The 14943-nt window shown below is 66.1% G+C and carries 17 protein-coding genes; 12 read left to right on the top strand and 5 right to left on the bottom strand.

The features are described 5' to 3' along the window. Positions 1-7 precede the first annotated feature (7 nt). The 11 genes from ACO2Q4_RS18470 (at position 8) to ACO2Q4_RS18420 (ending at position 10554) form a co-directional block, all read left to right on the top strand. Positions 8-880 (top strand): phosphoribulokinase, encoded by an 873-nt coding sequence (locus ACO2Q4_RS18470; RefSeq protein ID WP_311757764.1) that lies wholly within the window; start codon positions 8-10, stop codon positions 878-880. A gap of 22 nt (positions 881-902) precedes the next feature. Then, a complete protein-coding gene (tkt, locus tag ACO2Q4_RS18465) occupies positions 903-2894 on the top strand; it encodes a transketolase (RefSeq protein WP_423321111.1) in 1992 nt (663 codons plus the stop codon). Then, entirely contained in the window at positions 2894-3973 is a 1080-nt protein-coding gene (gene fba, locus ACO2Q4_RS18460; protein ID WP_311757762.1) for a class II fructose-bisphosphate aldolase, read from the top strand. The genes tkt and fba overlap by 1 nt, the downstream gene beginning before the upstream one ends. Before the next feature lie 23 nt (positions 3974-3996). Continuing rightward, complete coding sequence (locus ACO2Q4_RS18455; RefSeq protein WP_390907811.1) at positions 3997-5451, top strand: form I ribulose bisphosphate carboxylase large subunit; 1455 nt, start codon at positions 3997-3999, stop codon at positions 5449-5451. 11 nt (positions 5452-5462) lie between these two features. Further along, complete coding sequence (locus ACO2Q4_RS18450) at positions 5463-5852, top strand: ribulose bisphosphate carboxylase small subunit (protein ID WP_311757760.1); 390 nt, start codon at positions 5463-5465, stop codon at positions 5850-5852. A 99-nt stretch (positions 5853-5951) separates the two neighbouring features. Beyond that, positions 5952-6872 (top strand): CbbX protein, encoded by a 921-nt coding sequence (gene cbbX / locus ACO2Q4_RS18445; protein ID WP_311757759.1) that lies wholly within the window; start codon positions 5952-5954, stop codon positions 6870-6872. Then, entirely contained in the window at positions 6869-7561 is a 693-nt protein-coding gene (gene rpe / locus ACO2Q4_RS18440; RefSeq protein ID WP_395131480.1) for a ribulose-phosphate 3-epimerase, read from the top strand. Before cbbX ends, rpe begins: the two co-directional genes overlap by 4 nt. A 77-nt stretch (positions 7562-7638) precedes the next feature. Then, positions 7639-8838, top strand: coding sequence for a 3-deoxy-D-manno-octulosonic acid transferase (locus ACO2Q4_RS18435; RefSeq protein WP_423321061.1), 1200 nt, complete (start codon positions 7639-7641; stop codon positions 8836-8838). A gap of 41 nt (positions 8839-8879) precedes the next feature. After that, positions 8880-9302, top strand: coding sequence for a DUF1178 family protein (locus ACO2Q4_RS18430; RefSeq protein ID WP_311757756.1), 423 nt, complete (start codon positions 8880-8882; stop codon positions 9300-9302). A 291-nt stretch (positions 9303-9593) separates the two neighbouring features. Beyond that, positions 9594-10187, top strand: coding sequence for a cytochrome b (locus ACO2Q4_RS18425; protein WP_423321059.1), 594 nt, complete (start codon positions 9594-9596; stop codon positions 10185-10187). A gap of 34 nt (positions 10188-10221) precedes the next feature. After that, positions 10222-10554, top strand: a complete 333-nt coding sequence (locus ACO2Q4_RS18420) for a DUF2794 domain-containing protein (protein WP_311757822.1) — start codon at positions 10222-10224, stop codon at positions 10552-10554. On the opposite strand, the gene ACO2Q4_RS18415 is transcribed toward ACO2Q4_RS18420, so the two are convergent. The 5 genes from ACO2Q4_RS18415 to cobA all read right to left on the bottom strand — a co-directional run bounded on the left by ACO2Q4_RS18415 (position 10551) and on the right by cobA (position 13823). Then, entirely contained in the window at positions 10551-11348 is a 798-nt protein-coding gene (locus ACO2Q4_RS18415) for a crotonase/enoyl-CoA hydratase family protein (RefSeq protein ID WP_423321057.1), read from the bottom strand. The two genes, ACO2Q4_RS18420 and ACO2Q4_RS18415, sit on opposite strands and share 4 nt — an antisense overlap. Before the next feature lie 3 nt (positions 11349-11351). After that, positions 11352-12281, bottom strand: a complete 930-nt coding sequence (locus ACO2Q4_RS18410; RefSeq protein WP_423321055.1) for an AEC family transporter — start codon at positions 12279-12281, stop codon at positions 11352-11354. After that, positions 12274-12507, bottom strand: a complete 234-nt coding sequence (locus tag ACO2Q4_RS18405) for a sulfurtransferase TusA family protein (protein ID WP_311757752.1) — start codon at positions 12505-12507, stop codon at positions 12274-12276. The genes ACO2Q4_RS18410 and ACO2Q4_RS18405 overlap by 8 nt, the downstream gene beginning before the upstream one ends. After that, positions 12504-13016, bottom strand: a complete 513-nt coding sequence (locus ACO2Q4_RS18400) for a DUF2478 domain-containing protein (RefSeq protein ID WP_311757751.1) — start codon at positions 13014-13016, stop codon at positions 12504-12506. The genes ACO2Q4_RS18405 and ACO2Q4_RS18400 overlap by 4 nt, the downstream gene beginning before the upstream one ends. Before the next feature lie 81 nt (positions 13017-13097). Next, entirely contained in the window at positions 13098-13823 is a 726-nt protein-coding gene (gene cobA / locus ACO2Q4_RS18395; RefSeq protein WP_423321108.1) for a uroporphyrinogen-III C-methyltransferase, read from the bottom strand. A 139-nt stretch (positions 13824-13962) separates the two neighbouring features. Between cobA and ACO2Q4_RS18390 the strand changes: the two genes are divergently transcribed. Further along, positions 13963-14922 (top strand): aspartate carbamoyltransferase catalytic subunit, encoded by a 960-nt coding sequence (locus ACO2Q4_RS18390; protein WP_311757750.1) that lies wholly within the window; start codon positions 13963-13965, stop codon positions 14920-14922. The last annotated feature ends 21 nt before the right edge of the window (positions 14923-14943 follow it).

The following is a 14943-nucleotide window of genomic DNA, read 5'->3' as shown; positions in this document are numbered from 1 at the left end:
GGAACACATGAGCAGGAAGCACCCCATCATTTCGGTCACCGGTTCGTCAGGCGCGGGCACCACGACCATCAAGAACACCTTCGACCAGATCTTCCGGCGCGAGGGAATCAGGGCCGCCTCGATCGAGGGCGACGCCTTCCACCGCTATGACCGCGCAGCGATGAAGGCCGAACTGGCGCGCCGGACCGAGGCAGGAGATCATACTTTCAGCCATTTCAGCCTGGACGCGAATGAGCTGCCGCGGCTGGAAGAGGCCTTCCGGGACTATGCCCGGAGCGGCAGCGGCAAGACCCGCCACTATGTCCATGACGAGCGCGAGGCCGAAATCTGGGGTTCCGCGCCCGGCACCTTCACCGAATGGTCTGAGTTCGAGCCGGGGTCTGACCTGCTTTTCTATGAAGGCCTGCACGGCGCCGTGAAGACCGATGGCATCGACATCGCCGGTCACGCCGACCTCAAGATCGGGGTCGTCCCGGTCATCAATGTCGAATGGATCCAGAAGATCCATCGCGACAAGGCCAGCCGCGGTTATTCGACCGAGGCGGTGACAGACGTGATCCTGCGCCGGATGCACGCCTATGTGCATGTGATCTGCCCGCAATTCACGCAGACCGACATCAACTTCCAGCGCGTCCCGGTGGTCGATACCTCGAACCCCTTCATCGCGCGCTGGATCCCGACGCCGGACGAAAGCCTGGTGGTGATCCGCTTCCGCAATCCACGGGGCATCGATTTCCCCTATCTGACCACGATGATCCAGGGCTCGTGGATGAGCCGCGCCAATTCCATCGTCGTTCCCGGTCCGCGCATGGACCTGGCGATGCAGCTGATCCTGACGCCGATGGTGACGCGGATGGTCAGCGAATCGAAACGCGCCTGAAGGAGTGGCCGCGATGAACCAGATGACGCGCATGGAAACCGACGCCGAAGCCCAGATGGCGACCGCGATCCGGGTGCTGGCGATGGACGCGGTCGAGGCCGCGAAATCCGGCCATCCCGGCGCGCCGATGGGCATGGCGGATGTGGCGGCGGTGCTGTTCAACCGCTTCATGCGGATCGATCCTGCCGATGACAAATGGCCGGACCGCGACCGTTTCGTGATGTCGGCCGGGCACGGCTCGATGCTGGTCTATGCGATCAACCACATGCTGGGCTATGACGACATGCCGGTGGAGCAGCTGCGCGCCTTTCGCCAGCTTGGATCGCGCACCGCCGGTCATCCCGAATACGGCCACGCCCGGGGGATCGAGACCACGACCGGTCCCTTGGGTCAGGGCATCACCACCGCCGTCGGCATGGCGATGGCCGAGCGGATGATGAACGCCCGCTTCGGTGACGATCTGGTCGACCACTGGACCTATGTCATTTGCGGCGACGGCTGCCTGATGGAAGGCGTCAGCCAGGAGGCGATCGATTTCGCCGGGCACCAGCGCCTTGGCCGGATGGTCGTGCTTTGGGACGACAACCGCATCACCATCGACGGCGCGACCGACCTGTCGACCGGCACCGATCAGCAGGCGCGCTTCGCCGCGTCGGGCTGGCATGTGCAGGCCGTCGACGGCCATGACCGAGAGGCCGTGGCCCGCGCGATCCAAGCTGCGCGGACGGATGACCGCCCCTCGATGATCGCTTGCCGCACGATGATCGGCTATGGCGCCCCGAACAAGCAGGGCAGCCACGATGTCCACGGTGCGCCGCTGGGCAAGGACGAGATCGCGGCGGCCCGCCAGCATCTTGGCTGGACGCATGACCCCTTCGAACTTCCGCAAGCCATCCTCGACTCCTGGCGCGCCGTCTCCGCGCGGGGGGCGACGGCGCGGTCGGCATGGCAGGAACGGCTGACCCGTTCCCCTCTGAAGCCCAGGTTTTCTGCCATGCTGGCCGCGCCCGACGCATCCGCACTGCGCCGCGCCATCACCGAACATGCCGAACGCATCGCCGTCGAGCGGCCCTCTGTCGCGACCCGCAAGGCGTCCGAAATGGCGCTGGAGGTGGTCAACGCGACACTGCCGAACACCATCGGGGGGTCGGCAGACCTGACCGGATCGAACAATACCCGGACGAAAGGGATGGCGGCCATCACGGCTGCAGACCGTGGCGGGCGCTATGTCCATTACGGTATCCGCGAACATGGCATGGCGGCGATCATGAACGGGATCGCTTTGCATGGCGGGTTCATCCCCTATGGCGGGACGTTCCTGGCCTTCAGCGACTATTCCCGTCCGGCGATCCGGCTGGGGGCGCTGATGGGGGTGCCGGTGGTCCATGTCATGACCCATGACAGCATCGGGCTGGGCGAGGATGGCCCGACCCACCAGCCGGTGGAACATGTGGCCGCCCTTCGTGCCATCCCGAACCTGACGGTCTTTCGTCCTGCCGACGCGATCGAGACGGCCGAGGCCTGGGAAATCGCGCTGACTGCGCCGGCCACCCCCTCGGTCCTATGCCTGTCGCGTCAGAACCTGCCCACGGTCCGTGACCTCGCCCGCGTGAACATGACGCGGCAGGGCGCCTATGTCCTGCGCGAGACACAAGGGCCGCGGGACGTGACGCTGATCGCCACCGGATCGGAGGTCGAGCTTGCGCTGGGCGCTGCCGATCTGCTGACCGCGCGTGGCGTCGCCGCGGCCGTGGTGTCCGCCCCTAGCTTCGAGCTTTTCGCCGCCCGCCCCCAGGTCGATCGCGAAGAGGTCTTGGGCGCGGCCCCGCGCATCGGGATCGAGGCACTGATCCGGCAGGGCTGGGACGGACTTTTCCTGCGGCCCGGTGACGGCTTCATCGGGATGGCCGGCTTTGGCGCATCCGCCCCCGCCCCGGCGCTGTATCGCCATTTCGGCATCACGGCCGAGGCCGCGGCGGAGCTGGCCCAGCAACTGATCACGGGAGGAAAGTGATGGCGCTGATCACGCTTCGGCAACTTCTGGACCACGCCGCCGAGCATGGCTATGGCGTGCCCGCCTTCAATATCAACAACATGGAGCAGGGGCTGGCCATCGTGAAGGCGGCCGCGCAGGCCGACGCCCCGGTGATCCTGCAGGCCAGCCGCGGCGCACGGTCCTATGCTGGCGACATCATGCTGCGCCGCATGGTCGAGGCGCTGGCCGAGATGAACCCCACGATCCCGATCTGCCTGCATCAGGATCATGGCAACAATCTTGGCACCTGCATGTCGGCGATCCGCCACGGCTTCACCAGCGTGATGATGGACGGCTCGCTGCTGGAGGACATGAAGACGCCCGCCGACTACGATTACAACGTCGCGGTGACGGCCAAGGTGTCCGAGGCCGCCCATGCGGTCGGTGCGTCGGTCGAGGGCGAGCTGGGGGTGCTGGGCAGCCTTGAGACCGGCGAGGCCGCGGCCGAGGATGGATCTGGCGCGGAAGGCAAGCTGGACCACAGCCAGTTGCTGACCGATCCCGATCAGGCGGCCGATTTCGTCCAGCGCACCCGCTGCGACGCGCTGGCGATCGCCTGCGGCACCAGCCACGGCGCCTACAAGTTCACCCGCAAGCCCGATGGCGACATTCTTGCCATGCATGTGATCGAGGCGATCCACCAGCGCCTGCCCGGCACGCATCTGGTCATGCACGGGTCCAGCAGCGTTCCGCAATATCTGCAGGATCTCATCAACGGGGCGGGCGGCGAGATGCCCCAGACCTATGGCGTCCCGGTGGAGGAGATCGAGCGCGGCATTCGCCACGGCGTGCGCAAGGTCAATATCGACACCGATTGCCGCATGGCCATGACCGGGCATTTCCGCAAGGTCGCCCGCGAACGCCCGCAGGAATTCGACCCGCGCAAGTTCCTGATCCCCGCGATGGAGGAACTGGCCGCGCTGTGTCGCGACAGGTTCGAACGCTTCGGCACGGCGGGCCACGCCGGCCGCATCAGGGTCATCCCGATGGACGAGATGGCCAAACGCTACGCGTCGGGGGCGTTGGACCCGGCCATTGCCGGCGCCAGAGCCGCCTGAAGGGAGGAAGTTCGATGAACGAGATGTCGAAGACCGAAATCACCGACGCCAAGAAGCGCTATGCCGCAGGCGTTCTGAAATATGCCCAGATGGGCTATTGGGACGGCGATTACGTGCCGAAGGACACCGATGTCCTGGCCCTGTTTCGCATCACGCCGCAGGAGGGCGTGGACCCCATCGAGGCCGCTGCTGCCGTCGCCGGAGAAAGCTCGACCGCGACCTGGACGGTGGTCTGGACCGATCGGCTGACCGCTTGCGACCAATATCGCGCCAAGGCTTACAGGGTCGAGCCGGTGCCGGGCACGCCGGGGCAGTATTTCTGTTACGTCGCCTATGACCTGATCCTGTTCGAGGAAGGCTCGATTGCGAACGTCACCGCCTCGATCATCGGCAACGTGTTCAGCTTCAAGCCGCTGAAGGCCGCCCGGCTGGAGGACATGCGCTTTCCGGTTGCCTACATGAAGACCTTTGCCGGCCCGCCGACCGGCATCGTGGTCGAGCGCGAGCGGCTGGACAAGTTCGGCCGTCCGCTGCTGGGCGCGACCACCAAGCCGAAGCTGGGCCTGTCCGGCAAGAACTATGGCCGCGTCGTCTATGAGGGGCTGAAGGGTGGCCTCGACTTCATGAAGGATGACGAGAACATCAACAGCCAGCCCTTCATGCATTGGCGCGACCGTTTCCTTTACTGCATGGAGGCTGTGAACAAGGCGACCGCCGTGACCGGCGAGATCAAGGGTCATTACCTGAACATCACCGCCGGCACGATGGAAGAGATGTATCGCCGCGCCGAAATGGCCAAGGAGCTTGGCTCGGTCATCGTCATGGTCGACCTGATCGTGGGCTGGACCGCGATCCAGTCGATCTCGAACTGGTGCCGCCAGAATGACATGATCCTGCATATGCACCGCGCCGGGCATGGCACCTATACAAGGCAGAAGAACCACGGCATCAGCTTCCGCGTGATCGCGAAATGGCTGCGCATGGCGGGCGTCGACCACCTGCATTGCGGCACCGCCGTCGGCAAGCTGGAAGGCGACCCGATGACCGTGCAGGGCTTCTACAATGTCTGCCGCGAGATCCATAACGAGGTCGACCTGCCGCGCGGGATCTTCTTCGAACAGGATTGGGGCAACCTGAAGAAGACCATGCCCGTCGCGTCGGGGGGCATCCATGCCGGGCAGATGCACCAGCTGATCGACCTGTTCGGCGATGACGTCGTCCTGCAATTCGGCGGCGGGACCATCGGCCACCCGATGGGCATCCAGGCGGGCGCAACCGCGAACCGCGTTGCGCTGGAGGCAATGGTCCTGGCCAGGAACGAGGGCGTCGACCTGAAGTCCGAAGGCCCCGAGGTCCTGCGCAAGGCCGCGAAGTGGTGCAAGCCGCTGGAGGCGGCGCTGGATACCTGGGGGAACATCACCTTCAACTATACCTCGACCGACACCTCCGACTTCGTTCCCACCGCATCCGTCAGCTAAGGAGAGGAAAGATGCGCATTACCCAAGGTTGTTTTTCCTTTCTGCCCGACCTGACCGACGCGCAGATCCGCGACCAGATCGAATACATCCTGTCCCGCGACTGGGCGGTCGGAATCGAATTCACCGACGAGCCCCATCCCCGCAACACCTATTGGGAGATGTGGGGCAACCCGATGTTCGACCTGAAGGACGCGAAGGGCGTGATGATGGAACTGGACGAGTGCCGCAAGGCGCATGGCGACGCCTATATCCGCATCAACGCCTTCGACAGCAGTCGTGGATGGGAGACGGTGATGATGTCCTTCATCGTCAACCGCCCCGCGCATGAGCCGAGCTTCCGCACCTGGAGGATGGAGGCGGACGGGCGGCATGTCCGCTATACCCACGAGATGGTGGGCTGACGCATCTGCCGGGCCTGTTGGCCCGGCGGCGCCGGGGGGCCGTCTGCCCCCCGGACCCCCCGAGGGTATTTTCCAAACGATGAAGGAAGGAGTGGGGTCATGGATGGCGATGCGGCACCGGTCACGGTCGATCTGAGGGCGGAATACGAATCCTCGGGCGTACGCGAGATCCTTGACGAGCTTGACCGCGAGCTGATCGGCCTGGCCCCGGTCAAGCAGCGCATCCGTGAAACTGCGGCGCTGCTGCTGGTGGACCGGGCGCGGCGGCAACTGGGCCTGGCCCATGAGACGCCGACCCTGCACATGTCCTTTACCGGCAATCCCGGCACGGGCAAGACCACCGTCGCGCTGAAGATGGCGGGGCTGCTGCATCGGCTGGGCTATGTCCGCAAGGGGCACCTGGTCAGTGTCACCCGCGACGATCTGGTCGGGCAATATATCGGCCATACCGCACCCAAGACCAAGGAAGTGCTGAAAAAGGCGATGGGGGGCGTGCTGTTCATCGATGAGGCCTATTACCTCTACAAGCCAGACAACGAACGCGACTATGGGCAGGAGGCGATCGAGATCCTGTTGCAGGTGATGGAAAACAACCGAGACGATCTGGTCGTGATCATGGCGGGCTATGCCGACCGGATGGACCGCTTCTTTTCCGCCAATCCCGGCTTCCGCTCGCGCATTGCCCATCATATCGAGTTTCCCGATTACTCGGACGAGGAGCTGGGGCGCATCTCGGGTGCGATGCTTGGCGCGCAGGGATATGTCCTTGATCCGGGTGGGGCGGCGGCGATGGCGGAATATGTCCGCCTGCGCCGCGAGCAGCCCCATTTCGCCAATGCCCGCAGCATCCGCAATGCGCTGGACCGGGCGCGACTGCGTCAGGCGAACCGGCTTTTTTCCGCAGCAGCCGTGGTTGACGCCAAATCGCTTTCCACGATAACGGAGGCCGATATCCGAGCGAGCCGCGTCTTTTCCGGCGGGCTCGACATTGACGGCAGCCGCAGGAAGGACGTGCCATGAGCTTCGACCGCAGCATCAAGATCGCCCCCTCGATCCTTTCGGCGGATTTCGCCAATTTCGGACAGGAGATCCGCGCAGTCGAGGAGCAGGGCGCCGACTGGGTCCATGTCGACGTCATGGACGGGCATTTCGTTCCGAACATCACCTTTGGCCCGGCCACCTGCAAGGCGATCCGCCCGCATATCCGGGGCGTGATGGATGTCCACCTGATGATCTCGCCGGTGGATCAGTATATCGATGCTTTCGCGGAATCGGGCGCGGATTTCATCACCGCCCATCTTGAGGCCGGGCCGCATATCCACCGCACCCTGCAGGCGATCCGGGCGACCGGGGCCAAGGCGGGACTGGCGTTGAACCCCGGCACCCCGGCCGAGGCGGCCAAGGGCCTGATCGACGACGTGGATCTGATCTGCGTGATGACCGTGAACCCCGGTTTCGGCGGGCAGAAGTTCATTCGCAGCCAGATCGAGAAGGTGCGGGCGCTGCGGGCGATGATCGGCGACCGTCCCGTCCATATCGAGATCGACGGCGGGGTCGATCCGACCACTGCGCCGCTGGTCGTCGAGGCAGGGGCAGATGTGCTGGTCGCGGGCTCGGCCGTGTTCAAGGGCGGCTCGGTTTCCAATAGTGCACCCTATGGCGAAAACATCCGCGCGATCCGCGCCGCAGCCGAGGCCGTGCTGCGTTGATCCCGGCCGGGGGCGGGGCTAGGCTGGCCCCGACCCGATCGGAGACGAGCCCTGGCACCCATCGTCGAGAAACCGCAATGATCTGGCGCGGCGCGACTGCGCTTGCCGGTACGGCCCTGCGCCTGACCGCCCCGATGACGGGCGCGGACTGGCGCGAACGCCTTGCATTGACCGGCCCCGAGGTCGTGCCGGGGGGGATCTGGCTTCACGCCGCCAGCGTGGGCGAGTTGACCTCGGCCCGGTTGCTGGCCGAGGCGCTGGCTGATCAAAGCCGCCTGACCGTGACCACCAACAGCACGACCGGTCGCGCTCTGGCCAGCAAGCTGGGATGGACGGCGGTTCTGGCGCCCCTGGACGTGCCGCAGGCCGTGGGCCGCTTCCTTGACCGGATCGAGCCTTCGGTGCTGGTCACGGTCGAGAACGAGCTTTGGCCCAACCGCTCGGTCATGGCGGATGAACTGGGCGTGGCGCAGGTGGTGGTGGGTGCGCGCATCTCAGCCCGCTCGGCCGAGCGCTGGGCCCGGTTGCCGCGTCTGATCCGACCCATGCTGGAACGCATCGACCTGCTGTCGGCGCAGGATGCCGGCAGCGAACAGCGCCTGATGCAGCTGGGCCTGCCCCCCGATGCGATCGGCAGCCGCTTGAACCTGAAGCTTCTGGACCCGGCGCGCATCCAGCCGCCCCATGACGGGCCGGATCGCGCCGAGACCGTGCTGGCCGCGTCCACCCATGAGGGCGAGGACGAGATCGTGCTGGATGCCTATCTTGCCGCGCGCGAGATCGTGCCCGGATTGCGGCTGATCCTTGCACCCCGCCATCCGGTACGGGGGGATGCCGTCGCGGCGCGCCTGGCCGCGCGGGGCATTGCCTTCCGCCGCCGCAGTACGGGCGGAGATCTGGACGCGCAGATCCTGCTGGCCGACACGCTGGGCGAGATGGCAGATTGGTATGCCGCCGCCGGTATCTGCGTCACCTGTGGTTCCTTTGCGGATCATGGCGGCCATACCCCGTGGGAACCGGGTGCCTGGCGCTGCGCGATCCTGCATGGGCCGCATGTCTCGAACCACGCCGCCGACTACGCCGATCTTGATGCGGCGGGCGCGGCGATGGGCTGCACCGCGGCCGATCTGTCGGCCCGGCTGGTCGAGCTGGCGCAAGACCCGCGGCGCCAGCGGGGAATGGGCAAGACCGCGCGCGAAATGCTGCTGTCGCGGGCGGGCGATCCACAACCACTGGTCGCACGGATCCTGGACCTCGCGCATGGCGGCCTTGCATAAGACCCTGCCAGAACCGATATCTGCAGGGAAAGGAATCGACGATGATCCGCTATGACCTGCGCTGCGAAAAGGGCCATGAATTCGATGGCTGGTTCCGATCTTCCGAAGGGTTCGAGACCTTGCGGAGCGCGGGACAGGTGGCTTGCACGCTTTGCGGATCGACGGTGGTCGAAAAGGTGCTGATGGCGCCCGGAATAGCCACGTCGCGTTCCAAACCGTCCGGGGATCTGCATACGGCCCGCAACCCCGAAGAGGCCGCGCTGGACAAGCTTCGCCGGCATATCGAGGAAAATTCAGACTATGTCGGCATGTCCTTTGCGGCCGAGGCGCGCGCCATCCATGAGGGCGATGCCCCCGCCCGCGCCATTCATGGCGAGGCGAAGCTCGAGGACGCGCGCAGCCTGATCGAAGACGGCATTCCCGTCGCGCCGCTGCCCTTCCGGTCGCGTCAGCGCGCGAACTGAAGTTTCCCGGATCCGGCGTCGTTCGGCGCCACCAGCCTTGCCTGCGAGCAGCGATCGAGCCTTGCGCGAAAGCCATGGACCGCTGCAGCCTGGGCTTAGGCTCCTGCCGGAGCGCCCCGGGACCTCCTCCTGACATCCTTGTCACCCCCGCAGCGATTGCAGCGGAATCCGTCGTGACGATGTCTTCGTCCGACCACATCGACGTGAGCGAGGGCGTCAAGGCTTGCCCCTGGTCCGCGGCTGGCCCTAGGTTGACATGGAATTTCAGTCAACTTTTTAGCGGGCACCATTATGCACCCATCCGATCGGGCCGGAAGCCTGCCCCTGCGAGACACCAGCACGCGTTACGGGCGCCTGACGCGCGCCCTGCATTGGTCCATGGCGGCGCTGCTGGCCTGGCAGTTCCTGGGAATGGGGTTGAAGCTTATCCTGGGGCGCACGCCGGTTGTGTCCTTCTTCACCGGCTCGCATCAGAAGGTCGGGACGGTGCTGTTCGTGCTGATCGTGCTGCGCGCTCTGTGGGCGGTGGCGAACCGCGGCAACCGGCCCTCGCATGGCGGTGGGTTGATGGGTGTCGCGGCGCGGGCGGGACACCTGGCGCTTTACGCGGTGATGCTGCTGGTGCCGCTTGCGGCCCTGCTGCGCGCCTATGGGTCCGAGCGCGTCTTTGCCCCCTTCGGTTTCCAGATCTTTGCCGCGCAGGATCCCCAGATCGGCTGGATGGTCGGCTTCGGCAATGCCCTGCACGGAGAGCTGGGCTGGCTGATGCTGGCGCTGATCGCGGGCCATGTCGTCATGGTCGGGCTGCACGAGGGCATGTGGCGCGACGGCACGCTGTCGCGCATGGCGGGCCGCGGCCGCAGGCGCGCGCGCCTTTTCGATTGATCGGCGCGGCGCGAGATGTCACCATTTCGTCATGATGAATGCGCCCTTCGGCATTTCCTCGCAGCATGACCGGGTCGCCTTTGACCGGTCCGAGCTTGGATTGATCCTGTCGGTCTATGGTCGGATGGTCGCGGCGGGGGAATGGCGGGACTACGCCATGTCCTTCCTGCGCGAGGTCGCGGTCTTTTCGGTCTTTCGCCGTGCTGCCGAACACCCGCTGTATCGGATCGAAAAGCGGCCGCGCCTGCGCGGCGCGCAGGGGCAATACGCGGTCATCGGCATGGACGGGCGCATCCTGAAACGCGGCCACGACCTTGCCAATGTCCTGCGCATTCTGGAAAAGAAGCTGATCCGCCCGGTCGATTAGTCCGGGGCGATCTTGTGTGCGGTCCCGCGGGCAAAGGCGTCCAGCCTGTCCTTGGCCGCGTCCTGCGTGTTCACGATGCCCGCCACCATCGCCTCGGCATAGGCGGCGTCCAGACCCGACATGTTCTGCATGTGCGAAATCGCCGAGCAGACCGCGAAATTCGACAGGGGCGTGTTCCGGGCGCTTTGCCGGGCCAGGTCCAGCGCCTTGGCCTCGCTGTCGCGGACGCGGTATTGCGCCAGGCCGACGGCCACGGCCTCATCCCCGGAATAAAGCCTGCCGGTCAGCATCATGTCGACCATGCGGGCCTTGCCGATCAGCGCGGGCACGCGGATCGTCGCGCCGCCGCCGGTGAACAGGCCGCGCTGCCCCTCGGGCAGACCAAAATAGGTGGTCTCGTCCATCACGCGGATATGCGCGGACGAGGCGAGTTCAAGCCCGCCGCCGACCACCGCGCCTTTCAGGGCCGCGATGACCGGCAGCCCGGCATATTCGATCTTGTTGAATGCCTCGTGCCAGCGCAGGCACAGGCGCATGAACTCGGCGGGGGTGCGTTCGGCGCGGCCATGCTCGACAAGGTCCAGCCCGGCGCAGAAATGCGGCCCCTCGGCCCGCAGGACCACGGCCCGCGCACCCGAGGATGGCAGCGCGGTAAAGACACCGATCAGCTCCTCGATGGTTTCTGCGTCAAGGGCATTGCGCTTGGCTGCGCGGTTCAGCGTGACCGTGGCGATGCCATCGTCATCGACCGCCAGCAAAAGATTCGTCAGCCGCAGTTCCGAGATGCCGAGCATGGTCTAGCCTTTCGTGATCCAGTGAATGACGACAGGGACCGTGGCGATGCTGGCCGCGGTCGAGATCAGGATTGCGGTCGAAACCCGATGCGGCGCGACGCCGAAATGCTGCGCGAGGATATAGACGTTCCCCGCGACCGGCAGGCTTGCCGCGGCGATCATCACCCCTGCCGCGAAAGGGTCGACGTGGAACAGCGCCAGTGCCGCGACGCCGACCGCCAGCGGATGCAGGAACAGCTTCGCTCCGCTCAGCCACAGCGCCGGGCCCAGCCGCTCGGCCGAGCGACCGGCAAGGCTGGCGCCGATGGCAAACAGCGCGCCGGGCGTCGCCGCGCCCCCAAGAAGGGACAGGAATTCGTCCAGTGGGGCCGGCATCGGCAGATGCAGCCGCGCCCAGACAAGGCCCGCGACCATCGAGACGATCATCGGGTTTGCCGCGATCCCCCGCGCCAGCGGCAGGATGGTCGCTGCAGTGATGCGGCCCTGGCGCGCGCCGGTGACGATCAAGGTGATGACGGTCGAAAACAGCACCAGATCGATCGTCAGCACCATCAGGACCGGCCCGATCGCCTGCTGCCCCAGCAAGACGACCAGCATCGGCACGCCCAGAAAGCCGGTGTTTCCGGTGATCGCGCTATGCGCCTCCATTCCGGCTTCGGACAGCGGCAGGCGTCGCCAGCGGCCCACGGCCATCGCGACCACCCAAAGCGCCAGTGTCCCGCACAGATAGGCCAGAACGAAGGCCGGATCGAAAAGCCGGTCGATGTCCACGGTCGCCGCAAACCGGAACAGCATCGCGGACAACGCGAAGTAGAAGACGAATTTCGTCAGCCACGCAGTCGCCTCTTGCGGGAACAGTCCGACGCGGCCGGCCAGCCAGCCGGTGCCGATCAGCAGGAAAAAGGGCAGGGTCTTGAGAAAGATTTCAAGCATCGGTTCCGCGTTCGACGGTGTATTCGGTTCCGCCATCGCCGATGTCGCGGGTGGCGACAAGGCGGTGCCCGCCTTCGGTGCAGAAATGCGGCACGTCGATCATCGCGGCGCGGTCGGTCGCCAGCAGAGTGACACGCGCGCCGGGGGGCAGGGGGATCAGCCTTTTGCGCAGCCTCAGCACCGGCAATGGGCACAGCAATCCGCGCGCGTCGATGCTTTCGGTCATGCTGCGCGCCCGATGCGGGCATGGCACCAATCCAGTGCCCCTTCAGGGGGCACCGGTTCGGCCATGTCTCCCGCGAAGGCATGGAAGGCAGGCAACTGTTCGGCCGGGACGGACAGAAGGACGGGGATGCCATGCGCAAGGGCGCTGGCGATGAATTCGCGAAAGCCCCGGCCAAACTCCTCCTGCTTGCCGAACTTGTTCACGATCACCAGATCCGCGCCCTGCGCCAGCACCGCTTCGGCCCGGCCGACGGCGCGGGCCAGCGCGCCGGTATCAAGGCGGCAGCCTTCGGAGCAGGTTCCCAGCGTTTGCGAGATGCGGATCGGCGCATCGTCGCCGTCGCCCAGGATTCGCAGATCCATGTCGCAGTCGCGGTCCGGGCCGTGGTCCAGGTTGACCTGGATCGCGCCGGCCAGCCGCAGCCCCCCTGTTTCCAGCGCATCCGCGATCTCGGCCAGAAGCCGGTCGGCGGCGCCCGCCCGATGATCGATGGTGACGAAGCCCAGCATGACCGCTCCTGTATCAGGGGGACAGAATAGTCCCGGTGGCGGCAGGCGCAACCGGGCGGAGCCGGAGATCGGCGATTTCGCCTAGTTGCTCTCGGCCAGCGGGCCGTAAAGGATCAGCGCCGGATGGGCGCTTGGGCCTTCGGCCTGCAACAGCGCCGCCAGCCCCGCCACGGTGGTGCGCACCAGCCGCTGGTGCGGATGGCCGACCGCCTCGGCCAAAAGCGCAGGGGTAGCAGCCGGCAGGCCGTGGCCGATCAGTTGTTCCGCCATCGCGGGAAAGGTGCGCTGCCCCATGAAAACAACCGTCGTGGCATGGGGATCGGCCAGCGCCGCCCAGTTCTGGTCTGCGGGCAGACCGCCGGTCACATCGGCCCCGGTCACGAACTGAAGCCGCCGTGCGGTCAGCCGCCTGGTCAGCGGCAATCCGGCGACCGCGGCCGCGGCCATGGCGGATGGCACGCCGGGCACGATCTCGAACGGGATGCCATGCGCGCGCAGGGCGGCGATTTCTTCCTCAAGCCGGCCAAAGACACCGGAATCGCCGGATTTCAGCCGAACGACCTGTCGGCCCGCCTGCGCATGTTCGACCAGCAGCGCATTCACATGCTCCTGCTTGGCCGAGGGCCGACCCGCGCGCTTGCCGACCGCGATGCGCAGCGCGTCCGGGCCCGCGCAATCCAGCACCGGCCCCGAGGCAAGGTCGTCGAACAGGACGACATCCGCAGTCTGCAGCCGTTTGACGGCGCGCAGCGTCAGAAGCTCGGGATCACCCGGCCCCGACGAGACGAAGCTGACAATGCCGTTCATATCGTTCATGCTTTCCGCGATGGGCCAAATCAGGCGCAAAGACAAGGGGCAGGATGCTCGCGGCAAGCGCCGCGTGGCTGCTTGCCGCCAAGCGCGGCATTTGCCATATAACCCGCAACCGAACCGGGGGACCCAAGCCATGTTCCGTGCCCGCCATCTTCTGGGGATCGAGCCGCTCGCCCCGGCCGAGATCACCACGCTTCTCGACCTGGCCGAGACCTATGTCGACCTGAACCGACGCACCGTGAAACATTCGGATGCGCTGGAGGGCATGACCCAGATCAACATGTTCTTCGAGAACTCGACCCGCACCCAGTCCAGCTTCGAGCTGGCGGGCAAGCGGCTGGGGGCCGACGTGATGAACATGTCGATGCAGACCTCCAGCGTGAAGAAGGGCGAGACGCTGATCGACACCGCCCTGACGCTGAACGCCATGCATCCGGACCTGCTGATCGTCCGCCACCCGGAATCGGGCGCGGTCGACCTTCTGGCGCAGAAGGTGAATTGCGCGGTCATCAACGCAGGCGACGGCCGGCATGAGCATCCGACGCAGGCGCTGCTGGACGGGCTGACCATCCGCCGCGCCAAGGGGCGGCTGCACCGCCTGACCGTCGCCATCTGCGGCGACATCGCACATAGCCGCGTCGCACGCTCGAACCTGTTCCTGCTGGGCAAGATGGAGAATCGCCTGCGCCTTGTCGGCCCGGCCACGCTGATGCCCGCCGGGGCCCGCGACTGGGGCTGCGAGGTCTATGAGGACATGCGCGAGGGGCTGAAGGGCGCGGATGTCGTCATGATGCTGCGTCTTCAGAAAGAGCGTATGGACGGCGGCTTCATCCCTTCCGAGCGCGAATATTACCACCGTTGGGGCCTTGACCACGACAAGCTGGCACTGGCCGCGCCCGATGCGATCGTCATGCATCCCGGCCCGATGAATCGTGGGGTCGAGATCGACGGCACCATCGCCGACGATATCAACCGCAGCGTGATCCAGGACCAGGTCGAGATGGGCGTCGCCGTCCGCATGGCCGCGATGGACCTGCTGGCACGGAACCTGCGCGCCGAACGCGGGGCGAAAGCCTCGGAGATGATGGCGTGATCACGGCGGGTCGCGTCCCGG

The sequence above is a fragment of the Paracoccus sp. KR1-242 genome (assembly GCF_049446195.1).
GTDB lineage: Bacteria > Pseudomonadota > Alphaproteobacteria > Rhodobacterales > Rhodobacteraceae > Paracoccus > Paracoccus broussonetiae.
This window is presented reverse-complemented; position numbering and strand designations above follow the sequence as displayed.

Excerpts from the sequence above, each read along its gene's own strand:
- tkt (WP_423321111.1), top strand. The coding sequence starts at position 903 with ATGACGCGCATGGAAACCGACGCCGAAGCCCAGATGGCGACCGCGATC.
- ACO2Q4_RS18420 (WP_311757822.1), top strand. The coding sequence starts at position 10,222 with ATGAATGCGCCCTTCGGCATTTCCTCGCAGCATGACCGGGTCGCCTTT.
- rpe (WP_395131480.1), top strand. The coding sequence starts at position 6,869 with ATGAGCTTCGACCGCAGCATCAAGATCGCCCCCTCGATCCTTTCGGCG.
- ACO2Q4_RS18430 (WP_311757756.1), top strand. The coding sequence starts at position 8,880 with ATGATCCGCTATGACCTGCGCTGCGAAAAGGGCCATGAATTCGATGGC.
- ACO2Q4_RS18470 (WP_311757764.1), top strand. The coding sequence starts at position 8 with ATGAGCAGGAAGCACCCCATCATTTCGGTCACCGGTTCGTCAGGCGCG.
- ACO2Q4_RS18435 (WP_423321061.1), top strand. The coding sequence starts at position 7,639 with ATGATCTGGCGCGGCGCGACTGCGCTTGCCGGTACGGCCCTGCGCCTG.
- ACO2Q4_RS18410 (WP_423321055.1), bottom strand. The coding sequence starts at position 12,281 with ATGCTTGAAATCTTTCTCAAGACCCTGCCCTTTTTCCTGCTGATCGGC.
- ACO2Q4_RS18405 (WP_311757752.1), bottom strand. The coding sequence starts at position 12,507 with ATGACCGAAAGCATCGACGCGCGCGGATTGCTGTGCCCATTGCCGGTG.
- ACO2Q4_RS18450 (WP_311757760.1), top strand. The coding sequence starts at position 5,463 with ATGCGCATTACCCAAGGTTGTTTTTCCTTTCTGCCCGACCTGACCGAC.
- cobA (WP_423321108.1), bottom strand. The coding sequence starts at position 13,823 with ATGAACGGCATTGTCAGCTTCGTCTCGTCGGGGCCGGGTGATCCCGAG.
- ACO2Q4_RS18390 (WP_311757750.1), top strand. The coding sequence starts at position 13,963 with ATGTTCCGTGCCCGCCATCTTCTGGGGATCGAGCCGCTCGCCCCGGCC.
- ACO2Q4_RS18425 (WP_423321059.1), top strand. The coding sequence starts at position 9,594 with ATGCACCCATCCGATCGGGCCGGAAGCCTGCCCCTGCGAGACACCAGC.
- ACO2Q4_RS18400 (WP_311757751.1), bottom strand. The coding sequence starts at position 13,016 with ATGCTGGGCTTCGTCACCATCGATCATCGGGCGGGCGCCGCCGACCGG.
- fba (WP_311757762.1), top strand. The coding sequence starts at position 2,894 with ATGGCGCTGATCACGCTTCGGCAACTTCTGGACCACGCCGCCGAGCAT.
- ACO2Q4_RS18455 (WP_390907811.1), top strand. The coding sequence starts at position 3,997 with ATGTCGAAGACCGAAATCACCGACGCCAAGAAGCGCTATGCCGCAGGC.
- cbbX (WP_311757759.1), top strand. The coding sequence starts at position 5,952 with ATGGATGGCGATGCGGCACCGGTCACGGTCGATCTGAGGGCGGAATAC.
- ACO2Q4_RS18415 (WP_423321057.1), bottom strand. The coding sequence starts at position 11,348 with ATGCTCGGCATCTCGGAACTGCGGCTGACGAATCTTTTGCTGGCGGTC.